The sequence below is a fragment of the Shewanella electrodiphila genome (assembly GCF_023283985.1).
GTDB classification, from domain to species: Bacteria; Pseudomonadota; Gammaproteobacteria; order Enterobacterales; family Shewanellaceae; genus Shewanella; species Shewanella electrodiphila.
The window spans coordinates 39,345-60,964 of record NZ_JAKIKU010000015.1 but is presented as its reverse complement, the minus strand read 5'-3'; the positions used below and the strand labels follow the sequence as shown (position 1 = coordinate 60,964).

Annotated in this window: 22 protein-coding genes; 14 read left to right on the top strand and 8 right to left on the bottom strand. The window is 39.4% G+C overall.

The features are described from left to right. Positions 1-75 precede the first annotated feature (75 nt). Positions 76-1,203, bottom strand: a complete 1,128-nt coding sequence (gene fic / locus L2737_RS19730; protein WP_248956864.1) for a protein adenylyltransferase Fic — start codon at positions 1,201-1,203, stop codon at positions 76-78. 418 nt (positions 1,204-1,621) lie between these two features. Here fic and L2737_RS19725 point away from each other — a divergent pair, with 418 nt between their 5' ends. Together L2737_RS19725 and L2737_RS22400 are read left to right on the top strand one after the other, a co-directional pair. Next, a complete protein-coding gene (locus tag L2737_RS19725; RefSeq protein ID WP_248956863.1) occupies positions 1,622-2,182 on the top strand; it encodes a hypothetical protein in 561 nt (186 codons plus the stop codon). Positions 2,183-2,515: 333 nt separating this feature from the next. Continuing rightward, positions 2,516-2,641 carry a hypothetical protein gene (locus L2737_RS22400; RefSeq protein WP_283108419.1) on the top strand — a complete coding sequence of 42 codons (126 nt, stop codon included), beginning with the start codon at positions 2,516-2,518 and terminating at the stop codon, positions 2,639-2,641. 328 nt (positions 2,642-2,969) lie between these two features. On the opposite strand, the gene L2737_RS19720 is transcribed toward L2737_RS22400, so the two are convergent. The 5 genes from L2737_RS19720 to L2737_RS19700 all read right to left on the bottom strand — a co-directional run bounded on the left by L2737_RS19720 (position 2,970) and on the right by L2737_RS19700 (position 4,934). Beyond that, entirely contained in the window at positions 2,970-3,776 is an 807-nt protein-coding gene (locus L2737_RS19720) for a YagK/YfjJ domain-containing protein (RefSeq protein WP_248956862.1), read from the bottom strand. A 35-nt stretch (positions 3,777-3,811) separates the two neighbouring features. Beyond that, on the bottom strand, positions 3,812-4,060 hold the full coding sequence (locus L2737_RS19715) for a helix-turn-helix domain-containing protein (protein WP_248956861.1): 249 nt from the start codon (positions 4,058-4,060) through the stop codon (positions 3,812-3,814). Next, positions 4,044-4,298 carry a helix-turn-helix transcriptional regulator gene (locus L2737_RS19710; protein WP_248956860.1) on the bottom strand — a complete coding sequence of 85 codons (255 nt, stop codon included), beginning with the start codon at positions 4,296-4,298 and terminating at the stop codon, positions 4,044-4,046. Before L2737_RS19710 ends, L2737_RS19715 begins: the two co-directional genes overlap by 17 nt. Positions 4,299-4,470: 172 nt before the next feature. Further along, entirely contained in the window at positions 4,471-4,677 is a 207-nt protein-coding gene (locus L2737_RS19705) for a helix-turn-helix transcriptional regulator (RefSeq protein WP_248956859.1), read from the bottom strand. Further along, on the bottom strand, positions 4,674-4,934 hold the full coding sequence (locus L2737_RS19700) for a helix-turn-helix transcriptional regulator (RefSeq protein ID WP_248956858.1): 261 nt from the start codon (positions 4,932-4,934) through the stop codon (positions 4,674-4,676). Before L2737_RS19700 ends, L2737_RS19705 begins: the two co-directional genes overlap by 4 nt. A 451-nt stretch (positions 4,935-5,385) precedes the next feature. Here L2737_RS19700 and L2737_RS19695 point away from each other — a divergent pair, with 451 nt between their 5' ends. Continuing rightward, positions 5,386-6,606, top strand: coding sequence for a tyrosine-type recombinase/integrase (locus L2737_RS19695; RefSeq protein WP_248956857.1), 1,221 nt, complete (start codon positions 5,386-5,388; stop codon positions 6,604-6,606). 24 nt (positions 6,607-6,630) lie between these two features. Here L2737_RS19695 and L2737_RS19690 read toward each other — a convergent pair whose 3' ends face one another. After that, positions 6,631-7,173 (bottom strand): hypothetical protein, encoded by a 543-nt coding sequence (locus L2737_RS19690; protein WP_248956856.1) that lies wholly within the window; start codon positions 7,171-7,173, stop codon positions 6,631-6,633. A gap of 459 nt (positions 7,174-7,632) precedes the next feature. Here L2737_RS19690 and L2737_RS19685 point away from each other — a divergent pair, with 459 nt between their 5' ends. The 8 genes from L2737_RS19685 (at position 7,633) to L2737_RS19650 (ending at position 16,385) form a co-directional block, all read left to right on the top strand. Continuing rightward, on the top strand, positions 7,633-8,391 hold the full coding sequence (locus tag L2737_RS19685; RefSeq protein ID WP_248956855.1) for a hypothetical protein: 759 nt from the start codon (positions 7,633-7,635) through the stop codon (positions 8,389-8,391). An 82-nt stretch (positions 8,392-8,473) separates the two neighbouring features. Further along, positions 8,474-8,683 carry a helix-turn-helix transcriptional regulator gene (locus L2737_RS19680; protein ID WP_248956854.1) on the top strand — a complete coding sequence of 70 codons (210 nt, stop codon included), beginning with the start codon at positions 8,474-8,476 and terminating at the stop codon, positions 8,681-8,683. A 494-nt stretch (positions 8,684-9,177) separates the two neighbouring features. After that, positions 9,178-9,750 carry a YagK/YfjJ domain-containing protein gene (locus L2737_RS19675; protein WP_248956853.1) on the top strand — a complete coding sequence of 191 codons (573 nt, stop codon included), beginning with the start codon at positions 9,178-9,180 and terminating at the stop codon, positions 9,748-9,750. 248 nt (positions 9,751-9,998) lie between these two features. Beyond that, complete coding sequence (locus L2737_RS19670) at positions 9,999-10,640, top strand: hypothetical protein (protein WP_248956852.1); 642 nt, start codon at positions 9,999-10,001, stop codon at positions 10,638-10,640. 132 nt (positions 10,641-10,772) lie between these two features. Further along, positions 10,773-12,554, top strand: coding sequence for a type I restriction-modification system subunit M (locus tag L2737_RS19665; protein ID WP_248956851.1), 1,782 nt, complete (start codon positions 10,773-10,775; stop codon positions 12,552-12,554). Further along, positions 12,547-13,872: a restriction endonuclease subunit S gene (locus L2737_RS19660; RefSeq protein ID WP_248956850.1), complete on the top strand. Its 1,326-nt coding sequence runs from the start codon at positions 12,547-12,549 to the stop codon at positions 13,870-13,872. Before L2737_RS19665 ends, L2737_RS19660 begins: the two co-directional genes overlap by 8 nt. 61 nt (positions 13,873-13,933) lie before the next feature. Continuing rightward, positions 13,934-15,298 carry a hypothetical protein gene (locus tag L2737_RS19655; protein WP_248956849.1) on the top strand — a complete coding sequence of 455 codons (1,365 nt, stop codon included), beginning with the start codon at positions 13,934-13,936 and terminating at the stop codon, positions 15,296-15,298. Between the two features lie 130 nt (positions 15,299-15,428). Then, positions 15,429-16,385, top strand: a complete 957-nt coding sequence (locus tag L2737_RS19650) for an HNH endonuclease (protein ID WP_248956848.1) — start codon at positions 15,429-15,431, stop codon at positions 16,383-16,385. 164 nt (positions 16,386-16,549) lie between these two features. Here the strand turns inward: L2737_RS19650 and L2737_RS19645 are convergent, their stop codons facing one another. Continuing rightward, positions 16,550-16,705, bottom strand: a complete 156-nt coding sequence (locus tag L2737_RS19645; RefSeq protein WP_248956847.1) for a hypothetical protein — start codon at positions 16,703-16,705, stop codon at positions 16,550-16,552. A 217-nt stretch (positions 16,706-16,922) separates the two neighbouring features. Between L2737_RS19645 and L2737_RS19640 the strand changes: the two genes are divergently transcribed. From L2737_RS19640 to L2737_RS19630, 3 genes are read left to right on the top strand one after another with little or no spacing between them, the layout of a single operon-like run. Then, positions 16,923-17,666, top strand: a complete 744-nt coding sequence (locus L2737_RS19640) for a hypothetical protein (RefSeq protein ID WP_248956846.1) — start codon at positions 16,923-16,925, stop codon at positions 17,664-17,666. 45 nt (positions 17,667-17,711) lie between these two features. Continuing rightward, positions 17,712-18,362: a hypothetical protein gene (locus L2737_RS19635; protein WP_248956845.1), complete on the top strand. Its 651-nt coding sequence runs from the start codon at positions 17,712-17,714 to the stop codon at positions 18,360-18,362. 7 nt (positions 18,363-18,369) lie between these two features. Beyond that, the gene (locus L2737_RS19630; RefSeq protein ID WP_248956844.1) at positions 18,370-21,618 is read left to right on the top strand and encodes a type I restriction endonuclease subunit R; all 3,249 of its coding nucleotides are present in this window, start codon (positions 18,370-18,372) and stop codon (positions 21,616-21,618) included. Positions 21,619-21,620: the final 2 nt, after the last annotated feature.

Below are 21,620 nucleotides of genomic sequence, written 5' to 3'. Positions count from 1 at the left end.
TAAAATTGTTAGTGCAGGTTAGCTTACCTGCACATTTCAAATTCATTGTTTTAGTCGTTTGTTTGCCATTGGGTTTTAGTTTTCATTGGTAAAGTACGGGCTGAATTGATTACTGTCTTGGGTCATCAGGTCAACAAATTTAGGGTGAACAAATAGCTTCTCTTTCCCTGATTGCACCTCTTGTAACACACCAATATCACATAGCTGTTTTAAGTAGACTGAGGCAGTTTGACGTTTTGCTAAGCCGTTTTCTACCAGATTTTGAATGCGGCAATAAGGCTGCTCAAAAATCACTTGTACTAGCTCATGGCTATAAATTTTAGGTAACTGCTGACGCACATATTCAGTGGTATGCTCGATAAGCTCACGGGCTGCGGCTATCTTATGGGTGGTCCACTTGGCAGTTTGTTCAACAGCATTAAGCATAAAGATAATCCATGCTTGCCAATCTTGCTTAGTGGTCACGTTAAGCAGTAAGCGGTAATAATCTTGCTTGTTAGCGACGATATAACGGCTTAGGTACAGGATAGGCGCACTAAGCAACTGTTGGTCAATAAGATAAAGAATATTGAGTACACGTCCAGTACGGCCATTACCATCAATAAAAGGATGAATAGCTTCAAACTGGTAATGGGTCATCGCCATTTTAATCAGTGGGTCTATATCATCTTGATTGTGTAAAAAGGCCTCCCAGTTACTAAGTAGATCTCGAATAACTGTCTCGCCTGCTGGTGGGGTATAGATAACTTGTCCCGTAGCTTGGTTGGTTAAGCTAGTACCAGGCACTTTACGTATATTCATTTGTACAGATTTGATGGTGCTACAAATTTCTAGTGCGGTGGTAATACACAATGGTCTGCTGGTTAGTTCAGTGAAGCCTTGGTAAAGGGCGGTGCGATAACGTAGTGCCTCTTTAGTCATAGGGTCAGCTTGGCTGTCCTCTTGGGCGTACTGAAATAGCTTGTCGGTAGTGGTGACAATGTTTTCAATCTCGCTGCTGCCTTGCGCTTCAAGTAGCGGCAGTAAGTTGATGAGCAAACCTTGATTTGGCAGAAGTTCACCCGCTTGCTTTAATTCAGCAAGGGCGGCACGGGCTGGAATACAGGCTTTAAGTATGGGTAAGGTTTCAGCCATTTCCCCTAGCTCAGTGTCTAGCGGTAAGGGCGGCAAATGGTTGTATGCTTGGTCAGCTTGCCATTTCATGTTTAAAAAACCTTCTTATATCGACATAAATAGATAGTTCAGTGAGCTTATGTCGATTCAATCGACATGTAAAGCAAACATGTTTATAAAACTGAATTTAATCGACATATATTGCGATAAATGGGTGATTGTGTCGATAGTATCAACATGTATAGAAAATGCGTATTCCTATAGGTACAGTCAACTTAGTGACATCTCCACCAGCCATGCGATAATCAGGCGATGAAAACTTCTTACATCTATGTAGGTTATTGCTATCCAGCTCAAATTATCAGCCATGCAGTTTGGCTCTATCCGTAGTGGGTTAAGTTAATCTGGCCAATTTCTTTGACGATTTCTGTGCGAAAATTTATGTGAAATCATCTGTAAAATATGCAATCTTATTGCTCGTCGTTAAACAAATGGAGCTTGGATAACTATGAAAATGATTTTTGTCGATGCTGAGAATGTTGGGTTGAAAGAGCTTGATAAAATTGCAGCATCCGTTGTTGATAAAGTATTTGTTTTTTCTAAATCAGATGCTGCTAAGTTAGTTTGCGAGAAATCTCTTTATTTATTCTTAAACGATTATCCGAATGGACAAAATCAAGCTGACTTCTACATTATTGCTTACCTTTCGAGGGTTCTCTTAGCATTGGATAAAAAGCAATTAGGCTCGACTCATTTTGAGCTATTTAGTAATGATGAAAGTTTAATATCGGCATTTGAGTTTCAGTGTGGTCAATTAGGTGCTGCTTACCAAAGTATTAGAACCAGAGAGCATAATGTTGTACCTATTGTTGAACCTTCTGAACTGAAAGCGACTACCTCTGAACAAATTATACTTAAAGCCCTAAAGTCAGCTCATCCACTAGACCCTAACTTTCAGAAACAACTTGGATTATCTAAATCTGAGTTTACAAAAGCAATTAATGAATTAGCTAGGAAGAATCAGATTAAGCGTTCTCCTCTGGCCAAGAAGAAATGGATAAGGTGTTAGTTTTGCTGATGGTTGCTAGTAAGTTTCTTGTTTCTTAGACTATTAAGTAGTCCATTGAGCTGCAATATTTTTACAAATTCTGCTCGCAACCTTTAGAGTCGTTGTTCTAACTAACTTTTGTCCAGAAACGGGTTAGAGGGCTAGCACGTTTTTGCCCCAAAACAAGCTAGAGCAGGATTGAGGCTAATTTCAAGACATGCGATTAGACTTACCTTTCCTTATTTCTAGAGTTCTGACTATGTGGCCAAATTTACTGATCCACTACAGGGTATGGCATTGATGATGTCGATTGCGCAGAAATGAAAGGGTAAATTCAGAAATAGGGCTTATGAAATGTTTAGTGGCGATGCTGCTGGTAAAGCGAATGAGTTAAAAGAAACGTACAACCCTGAGCAACTCGACGGCTCCGTTTACCCAAGACCGTTGATTTACTGGTACTCTATTGATACATACTTGTAATTGGTTGTAATTATATTTCTTCAACTCCTTTTTGAAAGCAGAGAAAACCCTTCATGGCAGCTATAATAAAATAGTGATCATATTTAATTCCTAATAGTTAATTGTGATCACTATTACTTTCTCAGATGACAGTTAATTGTGATCATCGTACTACTTAATACTAACTTATTTAATTAAGTTATTGGTTTTAAGTTGTTTTTATTTATGTCATTACACAGGGTTAACTTCGTCGTGATCACAATTTATTCTGAAAGCTCTCAAAACTAAAGACGGTTAACAAATGCTTAACGTTTTTTGTCCTTAAAATACAGAAATATAAATATTTGGTTTATAAGTTTGAAAATAGGTTTAATTTGTTTTCGTTTGGTCGACTGAAAAAGTAGCCTTTAGTATGTGATGGAATAGTTTCTTTTGAAGCATTTTTAGCAAGGTAGCTAAGTCGATATATTGCGGCTTGTTGGCTACGAAAATTGCCACGAAACGTCATGTAGTAGCAATATTCTGGAAAATGAATATTAACATCAATGAACAGTTTTATCGTTTGATGTGCATACTTGAACGTACAATGAGAGGTGTTTGCTTTATGACCATTTAATAGAACAAAACAATGATAATGACATTTGTCGGCATTAGTATTTTGTTCTCTAACCCAGCCATAAGATATTTTAGAACCATAATGTTTGTTTAGTTTTTGCTTAATATTACTCATAATTTTACTTACTTTTTTATTGTTGTTCGGTGAGTCTATTAGAGATATATCGAAGCGAATAGCGAGTACTTTTGAATGTCTAGAAAGGTAACCAGTAAAACAGTTATAGACTTTCTTCAATAAGTTTAAATTAATCCCCTTATCAAAGAGCATTACTTTCCACCCACGGCCACCTAGGCAAACATCTTTAGTTTGTGGAAGAGAAGCTGAATAGTTAAAGATCTTATTGGTAAATAATCTTTCATTAAAGCAAAGCATCATAATAATATTTAAAAACCTAGTTAAAAAATTATAACCACCTATTCTTAAACGCTTGATTAAAAGAGCGTTCGAGGTGGCTTTTATCGATTTTATTGGTGTTAAAAGTGGATAGAACAGCCCAACTTGTGTCACTAATAATATAAATATGGGCAACTTAATGCCCATATGTGTAAGCTTATCCTGAGGCGTGCTTATTTAGGTTAGTGTGACGATTGTTCCCAACTTTGAAAATCTGATTGATAAACATGCCATTCATTTTCACACTTGAATGCTTTGAGATTATTGTTTGGCGATCTTAGCCAAGCGCCAATAGTTTTTGTGCTTCTTCCAAGTCGTTTCGCTATTTGTGAACTGTTTAATACAGCTTCTGGCTGGTGGCTTGAAGCTACCTGTTGGCAAAGTCTGGTTTCTTTATTGGCTCCGCTCTTATGATTATGCTGCCCCATCATCAGCCTCACCTTGGTTAAATTTTACTGTTGGACGAGAGTGAACCCACGCAAGTATTTCGTTCAATTTCCATCCTATGGAGTTATCGCCAAATTTTATATGTTTTGGAAATAGCGATCGGCGCTCAAGTTGAAAGGCATGAGATCTGCTGACTGCGGTTATAAATTGGCGTAGTTGCTCTTTGATTATTGGATCTTGAGAGTCATCGTGGGCAGGGGGGCTGAATAGACTTGTTTTCATTTGTATTACCTCGTTTTCAATTGGCCTATAGGGCTGAAGTAATGATTGTGTTTAATTTAAAAGTGGAAATAAAATTTTTGGGCACTGAAGCGTTTTGAATCGATTTTGTAAGATTATTCTAGGTATAGGGGGAGAGCAAGTGGCCATGATCTATGGCCACCAGCTTAAATCATTAGGTTGTGGTGTATGCTTGTATTAACTCTGGATCCCAACCAATAGTTCGGTTGTTTCTCTTTACTGGTGCGATTACTAAACCAGCCTTCACTCTTCGATAAAGTGTGCTTCGACTTATATCTAGCTTTTTACTCATTTGCTTGATTGTTATCAGAGGTTGAAAATCTACTTGAACCGTCCCTTTTAACTTGAGTGTAGAAGTCATTGCAATGCTCCTTTTTCTGTTTCACTGATAACTGTGCTGCGTGAGTTCACCCACTCTAGTAATTCTGATAATAACCATGCGACAGAACGGTTTGAGATACGTCTACGTAGAGGGAATTCGCCATTTCTTTCCAGTTGGAAGGCTTGGGGTCTGCTAACCTTCGTTATTAGCAGTCTTTCCTTTTCTTTGACAAATCTGTCAAGTTTCAAATTATCTGCTGAAAAAATATCCGTGATGCTTAAATCTACTTGTTTCATTGGTATTTCCTGATTTCCATTTGTATTGAGCTGGTATTTTTATCTAAGGAAATTAGAAAATAAAATTTTCGGGGATCGAAGGTGGAATGAACTTAATTAGCTGGTTGAGAGGCTATGTTAAAAATACTGTATTGAGTATGAAAAGAAGGTTATGAGCTTTAGCCTACAAAACAACGGGGGTACATATGGGGGTACATATTAACAAAAACGGGTTTCTCATCGCTGAGAAACCCGTTTTAATACAACAAATTAAGAATTACTTCTTAGTTCATTCTGTATTAATTAATTTATGTTTTTGGTGTTTTTTTGTTTGTTCTTATTTGTACTGTATCTTTATGTTTTAATTGATTTAAGTTTTATGTTTGTTCTCTTTGGTTTTAGCTTGTTTTAGGTTATGCTCACTTCATTGAGTAGCAAGTTGAGTAGCAACTTGCGATGTTCGGGGACTGCAATGGCTGAAAACAAACTAACAGATCGACAACTGTATAAATATCTGAATAAGCCTCAAGAAGGGCAATTAACTTTTGCAGATGGGCTCGGTTTAAGTGCCAGAGTAAGTAAAGTTGGCGGTATCACTTGGTTGTTTAGGTTTCGATTACCTAATGCTAAAAATCAATTCTGGTTATCTTTAGGCGCTTACCCGTCTATGAGCTTAAAAAGTGCAAGATTGGAGCGTGATAAGTGTAGGAATTGGGTTGCTAATGGTCTTGATCCAAGGAATGAATTTAAGTTGGATAGAGAAAATACTTTTAACCCAATTACAGTCAAAGATGCGTTATCACATTGGGTAAAGAAGTATGCAAGTCGAAAGAGGGTTAATGCTGAAAAACACGAGCAACAGTTTGCCGTATGGATATTGCCCCATGTGGGTGAACTACCTATAGCGGATATAACAAAATCTCATTGGCTAACATGTTTTGAGGAACGTGCTCATAAATATCCTGTTGCAGCATCGTATGTTCTTCGGAATGTCCAACAAGCTCTAAAGTTCTGCTTAAAGCAAGGTTATGATGTACACCGTGATATTTTTGAATTAGATATGGATAGTGTTGGCGGGACAAAACAAGCTAAGCGCTCTAGGCGGTTAATTGCAGATGGTGACTGGGACGAATTTGAGCAATTAATTAAATGGATTGATGATGGAAAGATGTTCCCTTACTACCGTAATTTACTTATTTTATTGACTAGCTTTGGCTGCCGCTCTCAAGAGGTTCGATTATCTAAAATTACTGAATGGGATTTCGACAATCTTGTTTGGACAGTTCCTGCGGAGCATAACAAAGCGAGTGCTAAAGATATCGAAAAGGGCTTAACAGGTGATATAAAACGTCCTATTCCGCCTAAACTGGTCGAGTTTTTGAAATCGCTGGTGGCAAGTAGTGATAATGAGTACATGTTAGGTGAGTTGAAAGAGTCTGCTGCAGTCAGTGCATGGGGTGGGTCTATATGGAAAAAGCTTGATCACAACGACAAGTGGAGATTGCACGATATAAGACGAACAGTTGCGACAGGTATGAATGATTTAGGTATTGCGCCTCATATTGTTGAAGCAATATTAGGTCATGCAATCCAGGGTGTGGCAGGAATATACAACAGAAGTCAGTACCTACCTGAAAAACGTGAAGCTTTGATTATATGGCATGAAAAGATAGAGTCTTTAAGGCATCAGTAAGGTTAAGATGCTTAAATATCCTATTTATTTAGAACCTTCAATTTGCTGACCATTGAGGTTATAAAATTGTGGGGCTATTGCTACGCTAATATAAAAACCACGTTTAGAGTATAACTTGCCGTTATTTATACAATTAGGGTGTTCAGTTATCATCTGAGCATCCTGTGCCATTGCTTTCTCTTCATCTTGAGTAAAGTAACGCACATTTTGACACCCACATTTTAAACAGAGCTCTTTTCCTTTACGTAATTGAATGATGTTCAATCGCTTTGCTAGCATATTTATCTTAGCTAAGTCATATCTGTAATTAGATGATAACAAGGACTGTAAAAAGTGCTTTAATCCTTTGGGCTTAGTTTTTAAATGAAGTGCTATCTTAGCTTCAATAGCCTCGCGATCATTAAGGCTTTCAATTATTGATAGTGAGTTACAATCAAAACACCAACCTATGACCCCCTTGAGATCGATTTTATCACCAGCTTCAGTTAAATATGATTTTACTCCCCAAAATTCCACACTACATTTTTGATAATCACACGCGGTGCATTTGATATCATAAAACAGCATGTTTAATAGTCCTTGGTTAATCATATATTGTAATGATGGAAGGATGATTCCACTTAGGTTAGTTGCAAATGGATCTGAAAACTCATTGCCTACCAAATATTCTCACAATGGAAATATACGATTGTTATTTAGTTCACAACTTTGACTATTTCTACCAATAAATATCTGTGATTAAGCCTTATAAAATCCCAGCAATGACTCAGTTCTAATATGCTTATGCTAAATAATTAACATCTTCTTATAAATGGTCAATATCATTTAAATTTATAGAGATACCTGATTTTTGTAGCGCGGAAGTGTGAATGAAGGGGGTAATTGTGAGATATATGAGATATATGAGCTATGTCATATATCTGAAAATAAACACAAATTCATGAATTTTATGTATTTGTTCTCGTTTGTGTCTGTCGTGTTCTGGTTGTACAGTCTGCACCCTTTGAAGGTTAGACGGTTGCTTAAATGAGTTTTAAAAACAAAGGTTGTGAGCTAGCAGATTTAGCGGTTAGAAAAGAAAGGTTAGCAAGCAAAAAACAGATCATCCAGAACAGTATTGAGCAGATAGAAGCGAAACAGCTGCTGCAAATTTCATGGCTAATAAAATCTTATGAAGATGTCATTGATCAGCTCTGCAATAAAAAGGGTGAATCAAAAGATAACCTGATAATGGAAGCCCTAGAAGCTAACCAACATATGATTGACTCGCAGGTTGAGACTGATGTGCTTAAAGATTTAAAATTCATCAAACAAAGCGTTATCTCAAGAGATATACCACTCCCCAATTTCAAATCACCCTTCACTCCATCATCACAAGAATTACCCATAAATAAGTCCATCTTGGTAGACCTTATGTTTGGTTTCTTAGACATAGCGGGTAAAGCAGAAGACCTTGGCCAAAACCAAGGTGCTGTCATTAAAGCTGTTGCGCAGGCTAAACAGCAAAAAGTAACCAATACCCAAAATCGTAAAGATGCTATTGCAGAGCATACTGAAGTGCTTAGATCTGCAGCAAGTGAGCATATCGATAGCCTTATCGCATCTATCGGTGAAACAGCAGTTGCTAAAAAATACTATACAGACTTGGCTAGAGGGCTCAGAAAAACCTATCAAACTGATTATGAAACGGATGACCGCCCATACATCAATGCAATTAAATACGTTTTAAAACAGAAGGGGATAGTTAAGCCACCTAAAGCTGAAAGAAACACAAAAAGCACCTAACGGCGTTAGCTGTTTTTATTTTATTGCGTCCTATTTTATTGTGCTCTGGAGAAACAAAACGGAACAGTAAGGAATCAATAAAATGAACATTAAACCTCTAGCGCGATTACTCACACAAAAACAGGTATGTGAATCTTTAGGTGTTGGCCGTACATGGCTTTGGCGAGCAGAAACAGAAGGGCGCTATCCAAAAGGTACGCGATATAGCAAACGATGCGTGCGGTATCGAGCTGATTTACATGAGCAATTTATCAATGGCACTTTAGGTGATGCCGCAAATGATGATTGTTGAGTTTAAATAATGTAGAAATTGTAAAAGGTGAGGTAATTTCAAAATCATGCTCAAAAAATACAAACTTGACCGAATTACCACCAGAAAAGGTTTTTATTGGCTAAGGCAATTCATCGGTGTGAAAGCACCACTAGAAGCTGCCAATGATGATTAACTTGAACAATTAATTAAAGATATGGCTCCTTAAGGAGCCATATTGCTATCTAACCTAAGGTTGTAAGTTTGGCGACAGACGCCCTAGGTTTTGGAAATGATACCATGATTTGTTTAACTGTTAGTAGTTTGAAAATAAAGAGAAATAATGGGTTTTATATGTGTTTTTATTTGGCAAACAAACTAAAACAACATTTTGGGGTTTATGTACCTTCCAAATTGAAATTACATGAGTCACAAACACATAAACAATTGCTGTTTGCTTATTTTACACCGCAGTATCTAAGGGGGTATTTCATAATATCTGCCGCTTTAGGTATTACAAAGTAGGGAGTGTTGTTATGTATATCAGCTACTCCAGAATCCTGCATTTTAATAGTCAAGATTGGTTAGTCAGTTCAAAACCATCTGGTATTTACACGGCGATGGCAAAAAGTATGCTCACCCAGTTTTTTAACATGCTTAGCCATTACAAACGTGTTCATGTATTACGCTTTGATCTGCGCCAAGATTCTTACAACGAAAATAATAAGCGCATAACTCAGTTTCTCGATAGATTAAAATATCGATTTAAAAAGAATAAATATAATTTTGTTCGTATCGGATATGCCTGGGTTAGAGAACAAGAAACCAGTGATGCTCAACATTATCATTTTGTGATGTTTTTCGATGGTCGTGTTATCAACTATCCCAAATCAATTCTCGAAATTATTGGTGAGGTTTGGTACGAAATGGCAGGAAGCAGCTACGTACCAAAGAATTGCTACTATAACGTCAGCCGAGACAACCACAGCAATTGGTGGAAGGTGATTTATCGAATCAGTTACTTCGCCAAAGCAACAGGGAAAAGTAAGTGTCCATTACAAACCAAAAATTATGGCACTAGCCGAATAAAAGCTTTAAAACGGTTATAGTGCTAACTCTTTAATATTGAAAGTCATTTAGGTGTTCAGCTAATATTAAGCAACTTGGGCTTATACTGATTGTTCTATCAAGCCTGAGGTGTTTAATGTCTTCTAAAGTATGCCCTTCATGTTTAAAACGAGTGCCTTCGCGAGAATATCATGCCCATTTGACTAGTGATTGCAGGGTGAGACAGTCACATTCTAAGCAAGTCTTAACTCAGATTAGTAGCGACTCAACACCTGCAACAGAGCCTAAAATGATTAAGCTAGAGCAGTCACTTAAGCCTACTTGCCCATTTTGTGCGGTCATATTAAAAGATGAAAAGCGACTGGCTGCACATGTTTCGTCTAAGTGTCCTAAAAGTCCACAAGCAATACTGCACAAGAAGTTAAAACTGTCGAAAACACCATCACAGAAAATACAGACTTCAAAACCAATATCTCAAGGGATTGATAGAGATAAAGTGGATAGGTTTACCTATGTTTTAAAAAAGCCTGTACCAATCAATAAAAATAAAACATCAGTTGTGTACCTATGCCCACATTGCCGTATTAAGTTTGCTTCTGAAGAATTTTTAAATACACATATATCAATCCGATGTACTAAAAATCCAGCGAATAAAAAAAATCGCTTAGCTTTGCCAAAACAAAAAGTGAAAAGGAAAAAGTCAAAAAAAGTACTCAAGAAAAAAGAACAAAAGTTAACTCAACAAGATGCTAGTAACCTTAAGCAAGCATTAGCCATTAAAAGTAGTGACCCAGTTATAGCAGCTTATTTAGCTAACAATCCACTGGAGGAGCAGGTCAGTCCTTTTGGGCTCCCACAAGATAAATACCGTCGCTCGGCATATGGTCGCCATGGAATGGAATATGATTCATGGAGCCGTAATAGTAAATAGCATCAATAAAATGGCTGTTAAATCACTAACAGCCATTATCCTCATTGCCCCAGTAACAACTACATCGTAGAATCGAATGCAATATAGCACCTGCTTTCTAAACAGGTTTACACCTTAATTTTAGGTACATCAATGACTAACAAACTCACGCTTCAAACGCTTGAATCTTTCCTGTGGGAAACCGCTGATATCTTGCGTGGCAATATGGATGCGTCTGAATTTAAAGACTACATCTTCGGCATGATGTTCTTAAAGCGTCTGTCTGATGCCTTTGATGAAGAACGTGAAAAAGTGATTCAGTATTACCTCGATAAAGGTAAGACAAAGCCGCAAGCAGAAGCGTTAGCGGAAGATGAAGATGAGTACGACAATACCTTCTTTATGCCAACGATTGCCCGTTGGTCAGCGCTTAAAGATTTAAAGCACAACATTGGTGAGGCGCTCAATACCGCAGCCGAAGCGATTGAAGAACATAACTCTAGCCTTGAAGGCGTGTTAGTCACTATCGACTTCAACATTAAAAACAAGCTGTCAGATAAGAAGCTGCAAGACCTATTATCGCATTTTAATCAACACCGTTTACGCAATGCCGACTTTGAGCGCCCAGATATGCTGGGTACGGCTTACGAATATCTGATTAAGATGTTTGCCGACAGCGCGGGTAAAAAGGGCGGTGAGTTCTATACCCCATCAGAAGTAGTGCAGCTGCTGGTGGCATTGCTTAAGCCACATGCGGGTATGCGTATTTACGATCCAACCTCAGGTTCGGGCGGTATGCTGGTGCAAACCCGTAATTACCTAGCAAACCACGGTGAGAACGCCGCTAACTTGTCGTTATTCGGACAAGAGATGAACCTGAATACCTGGGCAATCTGTAAGATGAACATGTTCCTGCATGGCGTCCACAGTGCCGATATTCGTAAAGGCGATACTCTGCGTGAGCCTAAGCATACCCAAGGTGGTGAGCTAATGCATTTTGACCGCGTTATCGCTAACCCGCCTTTCTCACTTAAAAAGTGGGGTAAGGAAGAATGCGACAATGACGGTTTTGGTCGTTTCCCTTACGGTACGCCGCCAAAAGATGCGGGTGACTTAGCCTTTGTGCAGCACATGATCGCCAGTACTAATAACGACGGTATGGTCGGTGTAGTGATGCCACATGGGGTGTTATTCCGTGGCTCAAGTGAGAAAGCCATTCGCCAAGGCATTTTACAAGATGACTTACTTGAAGCGGTTGTCGGTCTGCCATCAGGTTTGTTCTACGGCACAGGCATTCCAGCGTGTTTGCTAATCATCAATAAGCAGAAGCCAGCAGCTCGCAAAGGCAAAGTCCTGTTCATCAACAGCGAGCTTGAATTTGAAGAAGGCAAGAATCAAAACAAACTGCGCCCACAAGATATCGCCAAGATAGTCGAGACATTTGACAACTACACCGAGCTGTCACGCTACTCAAAAGTGGTTGAGCTAAGTGAAATTGCCGAGAATGACTACAACCTCAACATTCGCCGTTACGCCGACACCTCGCCACCAGCAGAGATCTTCGATGTACGCGCCATTTTGCACGGCGGCATTCCAGTACGTGAAGTTGAAGATGAATACATCCAAGAAGAAATTCTCAAAGGCTTCGATGTCTCGGCTGTGTTCGATAAAGCCAATGATGGCTATTACGCATTTAAAGCCGAAATCGAGACCAAAGAACAGATCCGCGCTCACGTTGAGAAAAGTGTAGAAAGCAGCCCTGAGCGAGTAGAGAGTATTGAGCAGGATCAGAGTGCGGCTGCGGCGGCTCTTATAATAGGTCAACTAGAGCGCTGGTGGGACAAGTACCAAGTATCTCTGCACCAGCTGGATGCAGAAGTAGCGACAGCTGAGCAGGTGATGCAAGGCTATCTGAAGGAGCTGGGTTATGAGTAATTTATATCCCAGACGTTGGGTTGAAGTGGTACTTGGAGAATACGCTCACATTAAAGCAAGAATTGGCTGGAGAGGGCTGAGCAGTTCTGAATATACTGAAAATGGCCCATACTTAATTGCTGGAACGCATATTAAAGGTTTATCGGTTGATTGGGGGAACTGTGACCATATTTCAGAGTATCGATATGACGAATCTCAGGAGATTCAACTTAAAGAAATGGATGTTGTGATATCTAAAGACGGTACTATTGGCAGGCTAGGCTTCATTGAGAATATGCCTGGTCCTGCAACAATTAACGGTACAATGATGTTAGTCCGTCCTAATGATGATTTTTTTTCTAAATTCATTTATTACTATTTACAAGGTGATAGTTTTCAAACGTTAGTTAAAGAAAAGGTATCAGGAAGCTCTGTGCCTCATATATTTCAGAGGGATATGGTGTCCCTAAAAGTACCTCTCCCCCCACTCCCTGAACAGCAAAAGATTGCTGTGATTTTGACGTCAGTGGATGAGGTGATTGAAAAGACCCAAGCGCAAATCGATAAGCTTAAAGACCTTAAAACCGCCATGATGCAAGAGCTGCTGCTTCCTTCTGAAAAGAGTGGTGTCGGCACTAAGCAAGGCACAGGCGATGGAGCGAGTTACATCCCGCACAGCGAGTTCAAAGACTCACCCGTCGGCAGAATCCCCAAGAGCTGGGGTTGCGTTCAGCTTGAGTCCTTATTGCAAAGTTCAAAAAACTCAATGCGAAGTGGTCCATTTGGTAGCGCTTTACTTAAACATGAATTAGTACCCAACGGTCACCCATATTTAGGCATAGATAATGTGCATATTGAGCGATTTGAAAATAAATTTAAGCGGTATGTAACTGATGAGAAGTTTGAGCAGCTAAAAAGATATGCAGTTAAAGAAAATGATGTGATGATTACTATCATGGGAACCGTAGGTCGTTCCTGTGTTGTTCCTAAGGGACTTGGGAAAGCTCTATCATCAAAGCATGTTTGGACAATGACCTTTGATCAAACAAAGTACATTTCAACACTCGTATGCTGGCAGTTAAATTATTCTGATTGGGTAAAGCTACAGTTTAAAAATGAGTCTCAAGGCGGGGTTATGGAGTCAATTAGCTCTAAAACCTTGAAAGAGCTGTGGTTGCCGCTCCCTCCAATTCAAGAGCAAAATAAAATTAATCAGGTACATAACAGCTTATCAGAGGCAGTTAGAAGTAAAGAGGAATTATTGCTCAAGCAGCAGTCACTCAAAAAAGCCTTGATGCAAGATCTGCTCACGGGCAAGGTGCGGGTGCAAGTCGATTAACAAGTCGCATAATTTAGCTATTGAGTAACAAACCACATTAAGCACAACAGCAAGGATAACCATGAGCAAGGACGCTTTACCTCAATCAAGTCAACCGACTGAAATCAATTGCGGTAACAAATCTAAAGAAATGGATACCGACTTCCTAACGCATATCGAAGACTACCTTCAACAGTGCCAAGAGCAAGGTGAAAAAGTCAGACTTCATAGTGTCGATATGAAATCTTTATTTCTCCCTTCGGTTGAGACCGTGGGGAAACGTTTAGGTGGACGATTTTCTTTTGTAAATACCTTATCGACCGTAGAGGATTATTCTGGTGTAACATTAAAAATGTCACGTAGTGGACGTTATAGCTTAGCTAGTAGAAAAGGGACTACGGTCGTTTCAGCAAGTAAGTTTTTAAGTTGGCTTAAGGTAATCGCTGCGCCATTTTTTAGTTCTCAAAGTCGCCAGACTATGGAGTATGTGACTAGAGCATCAAAAGTGAGTTCTACCGCGGCTGATTGGATTATGAATGTTAATTCGTTTGAAAGTGGTTTTAAATTTGCGAGCGTCAACCTAAGCCATGAGTTTTATCCACTGTTTGATTATATAAGCAAGCGTTGTGACGCTGATGTATGTCAGCGCGAGGAAACAAAGCGGCAAACTGATGCATCATATATTGATGATAAGAACCTAAAGTCTGCATGGCTGCAGTATATGCCTCTATGGTCTGAGCACTCATTAGTTTCAAAGGCGCGATTGAGTGAGCTTACCAAAGTTATAAGTCGTATGACGATGGATGGGCAACAGGTGAATAAAGAGCTAATGACAGATACCGATAAGTTATCGTATCTGCGTTGTTACTTCGCGCTACACTTTGATTTCTACTTTGGGGCGATGGCGAGCTTTGAGGTGGGACTAAAACTATTTTATACAAAAGATGTTGAACAGATGAAAGCCCAAAAAGGCATTTTGTGTCGCTCGCTCAATGCGTATGTTAGCGAGCCACAGATTAAAAGCTGTTTTGGTGCACTTCTGGACGAGTTAAAGGATGAGGTGTCGCAATTAGTGGGATCGATAGGCTATAGAAAAATGGCAAGCTTTATCCCTGTAGAGGTTGATTCTAGTAAAGAAGAGTCTCATAAATTAAGTCAAAAGCAGTATGACCGATTAAGGTCTTGGCGAAGTGGTAAAGACAGCCCAAGTGATGACTTGTTGAATCAGTTTTTGGATAATCTTGCTGGATATGCAGGTAAGTCTAATGGTGCTCCAATACGTATGGTGTGCCGCATTGCCATCAGTATAGATAAAGAAATTAAGCAGTTACTCAAGGCAAGTAAACAAGACTATGCTAATCCAGCTGACGTAGAGCATGAGCTTATACAGGTTTTAGCTGATTATGATCGCTACTATCAGGCATGCCTTAATCACTATATTGATTAGTGAAAAACCGCTCAGGTCATTGTGGGCTTAAGCGGTTGTGTTTGAATTCTGCTGAACTTTTCGCACCAAACTATGGCTTGCGTTATTTAGGGGAAACACGAGAAGGGACAATTTTAGATAAGGGAATATTATGAAAAAACTAGTTATTGATCGCATTGTAGACAATGAAAAATACCAACTGCAAAGCTGTGTATGTAGCGAAAGAATCTCTTGGCGACCTGTATATAATTTTTCTAATTTACAGCAAGCTATATTTGGTAACGATGGTGCTTATAGTTTACTTTATGATTACTCTGGACTGCGTATTGAGGCGCAAAGAGATGAGTATGGTGAACCATTTTATTGTGGTATCTGGATAAAAGACTTAGAGGTCGATATTGATGAAGCTTTGCTCATCTCTGAAGACCGTATTGCGCTGGTATCGCGGGATGATTTAGCTCGGATTGAAAAGGTAAGCGTTGATGGTTACAAGCATTGGCCTTTAGCCGATAAGGCTTTTCATCAACAAACAGCCGATGAGATTCGCTTAAAATTGTCGGCTATATTCGAGAAGTCATCAAAAAAAATACCATTTCCCGAGCCAGACAGTGAAGGGAAACGCTTCATTAAAAGCTTAAAAGGGACCGTAGAACAGAGAGATATTATTACAGAGTTATCTAATGACTTGAATCAAGCTGATAGTGCCAGTGAAACGGAGAAAGAAGCAGTACTTAAAAGCCGTGTCGGTCAGGGGCGTTTCAGAAAACAGCTTATTCAATACTGGAATAAATGCGCGGTAACAGGATGTGAAACTCACTCATTATTAAGAGCTTCGCATATTAAGCCTTGGGCAGACTCAGATAATAAAGAGCGACTAGATGTGCATAATGGTTTGTTGTTAACACCTGGGTTAGATACAGCTTTTGATCTGGGGCTGATAACTTTTCAAGTGAATGGTGAAATGCTGATCTCTGATAAAATTTCCGAAGATGATCTTTATTACCTAGGAATTTTCCCTAATAAACGGAACGTAGAAGGTTTGAAAGCGGAGCATGAAAAGTACCTGCTTTACCATTATGAATACGTCTTTGAGCGATGGTTAAAATAATCATATAAAGCAGGTGACTCAGAAGCTACCTGCATTTTTTTAACTAGTCCTCAAGCTGATCTTCCCAATCTTCAGGACGTTCATCTTCACCGCGACTACCCCAGTATTCATCGTTGTTTGGGTTAAGTTGGTTGCTGCGGTTATCATCGTCATGCTTAGACATATTATTTACCTCCCTGTTTACCATTACCTGAATTTTTAGCCGCTGCGCTTTGAGCTTTTGCTGCAAAGCTGTCTTTAGCTACATTGCCTTTCTGAGCTGTCGCGCTTTGAATGCGAGCGGCTGCTTCTGGTGTCATTGGGGTTTTGTTATTACTCATTTTTGTATCTCCAAATTTTTAGTTTTATTAGCAGAAGCCCCTGCTAACGACTGAGATAATGACAAATTATTTTGTGCTTGCAGTGGGGGGGAGATTGTCCAAATTGCAATAATTTCAATCTTTTTTAAGTTATCTAGAGTTGACTGGCTGTTTCGGTAGGTAACTAAGTGTAGTATCGATAACTAAGTTAAAGGGCTGAAATTAAGGGATTAATAATATGCTAAAAGCGATTTTGCACGGTAAAGCTGGACGCATTGAACATAATGAAGATGAGTCGGTGAGTTGGTCTAGCCTTTTTCAAACTCGTGAGGACTTACTCACCTCTACAGTATTTGAGCGCTTTGCTTATTTATCAGAATCTGTGCAGGCTTGTTTGCTTAAGCACTGGTTTAAGAGGTATCAAGGCGTTATTCCTGATGGGTTTGGTGAGTTTAAAGGCATTAGCTATTGGCCTCGTTATATTCATGAGCACTCTTCTGGCACTAACCAAGTTGAACCTGATTCTATTTTTCACTTTGATGAGTGCAATATTATTGTTGAGGTTAAACCACCAGCGGGTGGAGACCAATATTTTGAGCAATGGCAAAAAGAAATTGAGTCGTTTATTCAATCAGAGCAAGGCCAAGATAAACCGTTGTACTTTTTGGCTATAGGCCGAATTAGGCAAGCTGATGCGAGAGATTGGGCGATTCCTCTTTTGGCAAAAGTGGATAGTTTAAAAGCGGTTGCTGCATTGGAGTGGACTAGCGTAACCGAGCATATCATTGCTTTAACCAGTGACGATGGCATGGGCGATAAAACGGTAGTGTCTAAGCAAGATAGATTTATTTTGCAGGATATTTTAGAAGGATTAAGTCTTTACGGTTTACAGGTATCACCTTTTAAATGGTCACAGTTCAACGTTAGCTCGTTACCTAAATTGAACCTTAAAGCTGAACTGTTTGAAGCATCATTCAATTAACAGATTAAAACTAAAATTAATTCAAACCAATTTAAAGGATTAAGCATGGCCAACATGGAAACGGATGAGCTTTTTACTCAAGTACGTACCGCACATAGATTGTTAGCAGCGTTTTACCAACGCTTATTACCTTCAATTGAACAAATAGCTAAAGGTTTAGATGTGGATTTCTACACATGGTCACCTAAAGAGTTTGGACGTCCAGCACAACTTTCAACAAACCCTTTCGACCGTTGGGGGTGGGATATGCTACCTGCATTATCAACTTATTATGTTTTTAAGCATGTTGAAGATAATAACAAGGTAAGAGTGGGTGAGTACTTGGTGGAGTTTTTAGTGGAAACAGATACCGTGGTGAAGTCGGACCTAGCTAATGGAGCTGAGCCTGATGCGCTAAATCTTCCCCAAAATGTTGGTGATGCTAAAAGTACTCTAAAAATTAGCGTTTACGCACCATGCGAAAACTCCGAAAGTAACTGGCATCATAATGTTTGGAATGAATGTGAGAATCATCCCGCTTGTGAAACACCTGAGCCAATTAAAGATCCAGACACTGCAGTTGTCTATTGTGGTTTTGAGGTTCCATTGGCTGACTTAATGAAAGATGGCGCAGTTGATGTGCTAATAGCAAGGGCGCAAGAGTTTATTGATATTACCGTTGAGCAAGCTAAATCACTTTCATTGGAATCTGTTTAGGTAGTATATGGCTATAAAAAATAATGAATTTGATAAAGTAGAAGCCCCAGTCATTAAGCAATTAATGAGCTTAGGTTGGCACTATATTCCTGGTAAAGAACTGTCTCCAGAGCATATGAATGGAGAGAGAGTTTACCTGCGTGATGTGGTGTTAGTTAAACGCCTTGAGACTGCGATAAAGCGGATTAATCCTTGGATCAGTGATGAGAACCTGCGCAAAGTCTCTCGCGAAGTGACTCATCCTAACCATGCGGCGTTAATGGAATATAACCATGCGTTTTATCAAACCTTAGTTAGCTATTTGTCTGTAGAGCAGGACTTAGGCAAAGGCCGTAAAGGGCAAACGGTTAAGCTGGTGGACTTTGAACAGCCTGAAAACAACGAGTTTATCTGCACAAACCAATTCAAAATTGAAGGCGTTAATCAGCGTATTATTCCTGATATTGTCTGCTTTGTTAATGGCATTCCACTAGCCGTCATTGAATGTAAGTCACCCTATATATCCAGCCCGATGAGCGAAGGTATTAATCAACTTCGTCGCTATGCAAATTTGCGTCACAGTGAAGATGATGAGGGCGCTGAAAAACTGTTTTGGTATAACCAGCTCATGGTTTCTAGCTGTCGTGACCAAGCAAAGGTTGGCACCATCAGCTCAAGCGCACAGCATTATGGTGACTGGAAAGATGCTTACCCTTTCAGCGATGAGCAGTTAGCGCAACAATCATTGCAGGGCAATGTTGTCGGCTTAAACTCACGAATGAGCATCGAACAACCTGAAGATGCTTTAACCACTGAAGATGAACTTGAGTCGCCAGATGTATTGCAAAAAGTGGCAGAGCCTGCTGCTCAGTATCAACCGTCTTCTACGCAATATGACAAGTCACCAGCCAACTACGACTCGCTTACTCATGTGACCGCGCAACAACGGCTGTTAGCTGGCATGTTTAGCAAAACTAACTTCTTAGATATTCTGCAGAACTTTATTCTGTTTGAAACTGATGATGGACGCTTGATTAAGAAAGTGGCTCGTTATCAGCAGTATCGTGCGGTAAATAAGGTTATTGAAAGACTAAAGAGTGGCACTGATAGAAAAGAGAAATCAGGTGTTGTCTGGCATACCCAAGGTAGTGGTAAGTCATTAACCATGGTGATGTTGGCAGTTAAGATGCGCCGAGACCCAGAGTTAAAACAATACAAACTAGTATTTATTACTGATAGAACTCAGCTGGATGAACAGCTTTCTAATACCTTCCGCGATGCTCAAGGCGAAACGGTTTATAACGCTGGTTCAGTAGCGCAATTAAAAGAATTACTTAAAAAAGATAGTTCTGATTTAGTCACTGCGATGGTGCAAAAGTTTTCTGACTTAGAGAAAGAGACGGAGAAAGAACAAGCAAAACAAAAAGGAGTAGCTGCAGGTTTTACCGACCTTAATCCGAGTGACAAGATTATTGTACTTGCCGATGAAGCACATCGTACCCAATTCGGCGGTTTGGCAATGACCATTAATGCGGCATTACCTAATGCGCCCAAGATTGGTTTTACTGGTACGCCGTTGCTTAAAACCCAAAAAATGGGGCAAGCCTTCGGTGGCTATATTGACGAGTATAAAATTAACCAGGCTGTTGAAGATGGTGCAACCGTTAAGCTGTTGTACGAAGGGCGTGAAGTTATATCAGAAGTAGCAGGAGAGTCACTGGACAAGCTGTTTGAAGAATATTTCGGCGAGTATAGTGAAGAAGAACAGCGTGAAATTAAAAAGAAGTACGGTGTTGAACGTGCTGTAAGGGAAGCGCCAGCTCGTATCCGTTGGGTATGTATAGACTTAATTAAGCATTATAGAGAGCATATTCGCCCTGATGGGTTTAAAGCGATGATTGTAGTGGGTAGTCGCCATGCCGCAGCCATATTTAAAAAGACCCTAGATGAGCTTGATGCACCTCCGTCTGAAGTGATTATATCGGGTGATCACAACGATGAAGCTTATATTGCTCAATACACTGATAAAGTCAGACAAAAACAGGTCATTGCAAATTTTAAAAAACCGTTTGGTCTAGATAAAAAAGGCACAGAAGAGAAGAACCGTAAATTTGATAACACCGCCTTTCTTATCGTTAAAGATATGCTGTTAACTGGCTTTGATGCACCTATTGCTCAGGTTATGTATATCGACCGTAAACTACAAGAACACACCTTGATGCAAGCCATTGCTAGAGTTAATCGAACTTATAAAGGCAAAAACTGTGGTTATGTTGTCGATTATCATGGCCTAGCGACTCATCTGACTGAAGCATTGGAATTGTTTAGTAGCGAAGATGTTGAAGGAACGATTCAAAGTTTGAAAGATGAAATTCCTAAACTAAAGGCGAAGCACACTGTTGCAATGTCTTTTTTTAAAGATGTGAAAAGTGATGATATAGATGATTATGTACTTATTTTGAAGGATGAGTCTGTCCGAGCGCAATTTGATATGGCATTTAAGCAATTTGGTAAGCAGTTAAATGTGATTTTACCAGATGCCGCAGCAGCCCCTTTTATCTCTGATATGAAGCTTTTGGGTAAAATTCATAATGCCTCTAAAACATTATATCGTGATGCTGGGTTAGATATGCATGAGATTGGTGAGAAGGTTCGCCAGCTGGTGGATGAACATATCTTGAGTACGGGTATTGACCCTAAAATTCCTCCTGTAGACCTATTAGCAGCTAACTTTAAAGAAAGCATTAAACCCACTAAATCTGATGAGTCGAAAGCATCCGAAATCGAAAGTGCTATAAAGCATCACATCACTATTAATCTTGATGAAGACCCTGAGTATTATCGATCTTTAAGTCTACGTCTTCGCGATATTATTGAAAAAACACACGGGAAATGGGCGCAACAGTGTGAATTATTGTTTGAGTTTTCTAGCGATATCTCGAGTACTCATAAACAGGCTGCAGATGATGTTGGACTGAGTGAAACTGAATATGCTTTTTACGGTATTTTGATAGCAGAAGTTACACAAGCTAGTGATGGTGATGTGTTAGATGAGACTGTGCATGATGCGATTAAGTCAACAACGAAAACGCTGGTGGCGATGCTTGATGAAGCGACTGAAATTATCGATTTTTTCAGTAAAGAAGATGAAGTAAAGCGCATGAAGAAAGAAATTAAACGCGCAGTACTAGATCAACCATTTGGTGATAAACCATTAGTGTTAATACTACAAGAGCGTTTTATGGAATTAGCGAAGACCAAGTTTGGGAATAAATAACG

What these genes read in the sequence shown, in the direction of transcription:
- L2737_RS19705 (WP_248956859.1), bottom strand. Translation starts at nt 4,677, where the DNA reads ATGACTTCTACACTCAAGTTAAAAGGGACGGTTCAAGTAGATTTTCAA.
- L2737_RS19655 (WP_248956849.1), top strand. Translation starts at nt 13,934, where the DNA reads ATGAGCAAGGACGCTTTACCTCAATCAAGTCAACCGACTGAAATCAAT.
- L2737_RS19635 (WP_248956845.1), top strand. Translation starts at nt 17,712, where the DNA reads ATGGCCAACATGGAAACGGATGAGCTTTTTACTCAAGTACGTACCGCA.
- L2737_RS19700 (WP_248956858.1), bottom strand. Translation starts at nt 4,934, where the DNA reads ATGAAACAAGTAGATTTAAGCATCACGGATATTTTTTCAGCAGATAAT.
- L2737_RS19725 (WP_248956863.1), top strand. Translation starts at nt 1,622, where the DNA reads ATGAAAATGATTTTTGTCGATGCTGAGAATGTTGGGTTGAAAGAGCTT.
- L2737_RS19630 (WP_248956844.1), top strand. Translation starts at nt 18,370, where the DNA reads ATGGCTATAAAAAATAATGAATTTGATAAAGTAGAAGCCCCAGTCATT.
- L2737_RS19685 (WP_248956855.1), top strand. Translation starts at nt 7,633, where the DNA reads ATGAGTTTTAAAAACAAAGGTTGTGAGCTAGCAGATTTAGCGGTTAGA.
- fic (WP_248956864.1), bottom strand. Translation starts at nt 1,203, where the DNA reads ATGAAATGGCAAGCTGACCAAGCATACAACCATTTGCCGCCCTTACCG.
- L2737_RS19675 (WP_248956853.1), top strand. Translation starts at nt 9,178, where the DNA reads ATGTATATCAGCTACTCCAGAATCCTGCATTTTAATAGTCAAGATTGG.
- L2737_RS19645 (WP_248956847.1), bottom strand. Translation starts at nt 16,705, where the DNA reads ATGAGTAATAACAAAACCCCAATGACACCAGAAGCAGCCGCTCGCATT.
- L2737_RS19670 (WP_248956852.1), top strand. Translation starts at nt 9,999, where the DNA reads ATGATTAAGCTAGAGCAGTCACTTAAGCCTACTTGCCCATTTTGTGCG.
- L2737_RS19715 (WP_248956861.1), bottom strand. Translation starts at nt 4,060, where the DNA reads ATGATGGGGCAGCATAATCATAAGAGCGGAGCCAATAAAGAAACCAGA.
- L2737_RS19710 (WP_248956860.1), bottom strand. Translation starts at nt 4,298, where the DNA reads ATGAAAACAAGTCTATTCAGCCCCCCTGCCCACGATGACTCTCAAGAT.
- L2737_RS22400 (WP_283108419.1), top strand. Translation starts at nt 2,516, where the DNA reads ATGTTTAGTGGCGATGCTGCTGGTAAAGCGAATGAGTTAAAAGAAACG.
- L2737_RS19695 (WP_248956857.1), top strand. Translation starts at nt 5,386, where the DNA reads ATGGCTGAAAACAAACTAACAGATCGACAACTGTATAAATATCTGAAT.
- L2737_RS19680 (WP_248956854.1), top strand. Translation starts at nt 8,474, where the DNA reads ATGAACATTAAACCTCTAGCGCGATTACTCACACAAAAACAGGTATGT.
- L2737_RS19720 (WP_248956862.1), bottom strand. Translation starts at nt 3,776, where the DNA reads ATGGGCATTAAGTTGCCCATATTTATATTATTAGTGACACAAGTTGGG.
- L2737_RS19640 (WP_248956846.1), top strand. Translation starts at nt 16,923, where the DNA reads ATGCTAAAAGCGATTTTGCACGGTAAAGCTGGACGCATTGAACATAAT.
- L2737_RS19690 (WP_248956856.1), bottom strand. Translation starts at nt 7,173, where the DNA reads ATGCTGTTTTATGATATCAAATGCACCGCGTGTGATTATCAAAAATGT.
- L2737_RS19660 (WP_248956850.1), top strand. Translation starts at nt 12,547, where the DNA reads ATGAGTAATTTATATCCCAGACGTTGGGTTGAAGTGGTACTTGGAGAA.
- L2737_RS19665 (WP_248956851.1), top strand. Translation starts at nt 10,773, where the DNA reads ATGACTAACAAACTCACGCTTCAAACGCTTGAATCTTTCCTGTGGGAA.
- L2737_RS19650 (WP_248956848.1), top strand. Translation starts at nt 15,429, where the DNA reads ATGAAAAAACTAGTTATTGATCGCATTGTAGACAATGAAAAATACCAA.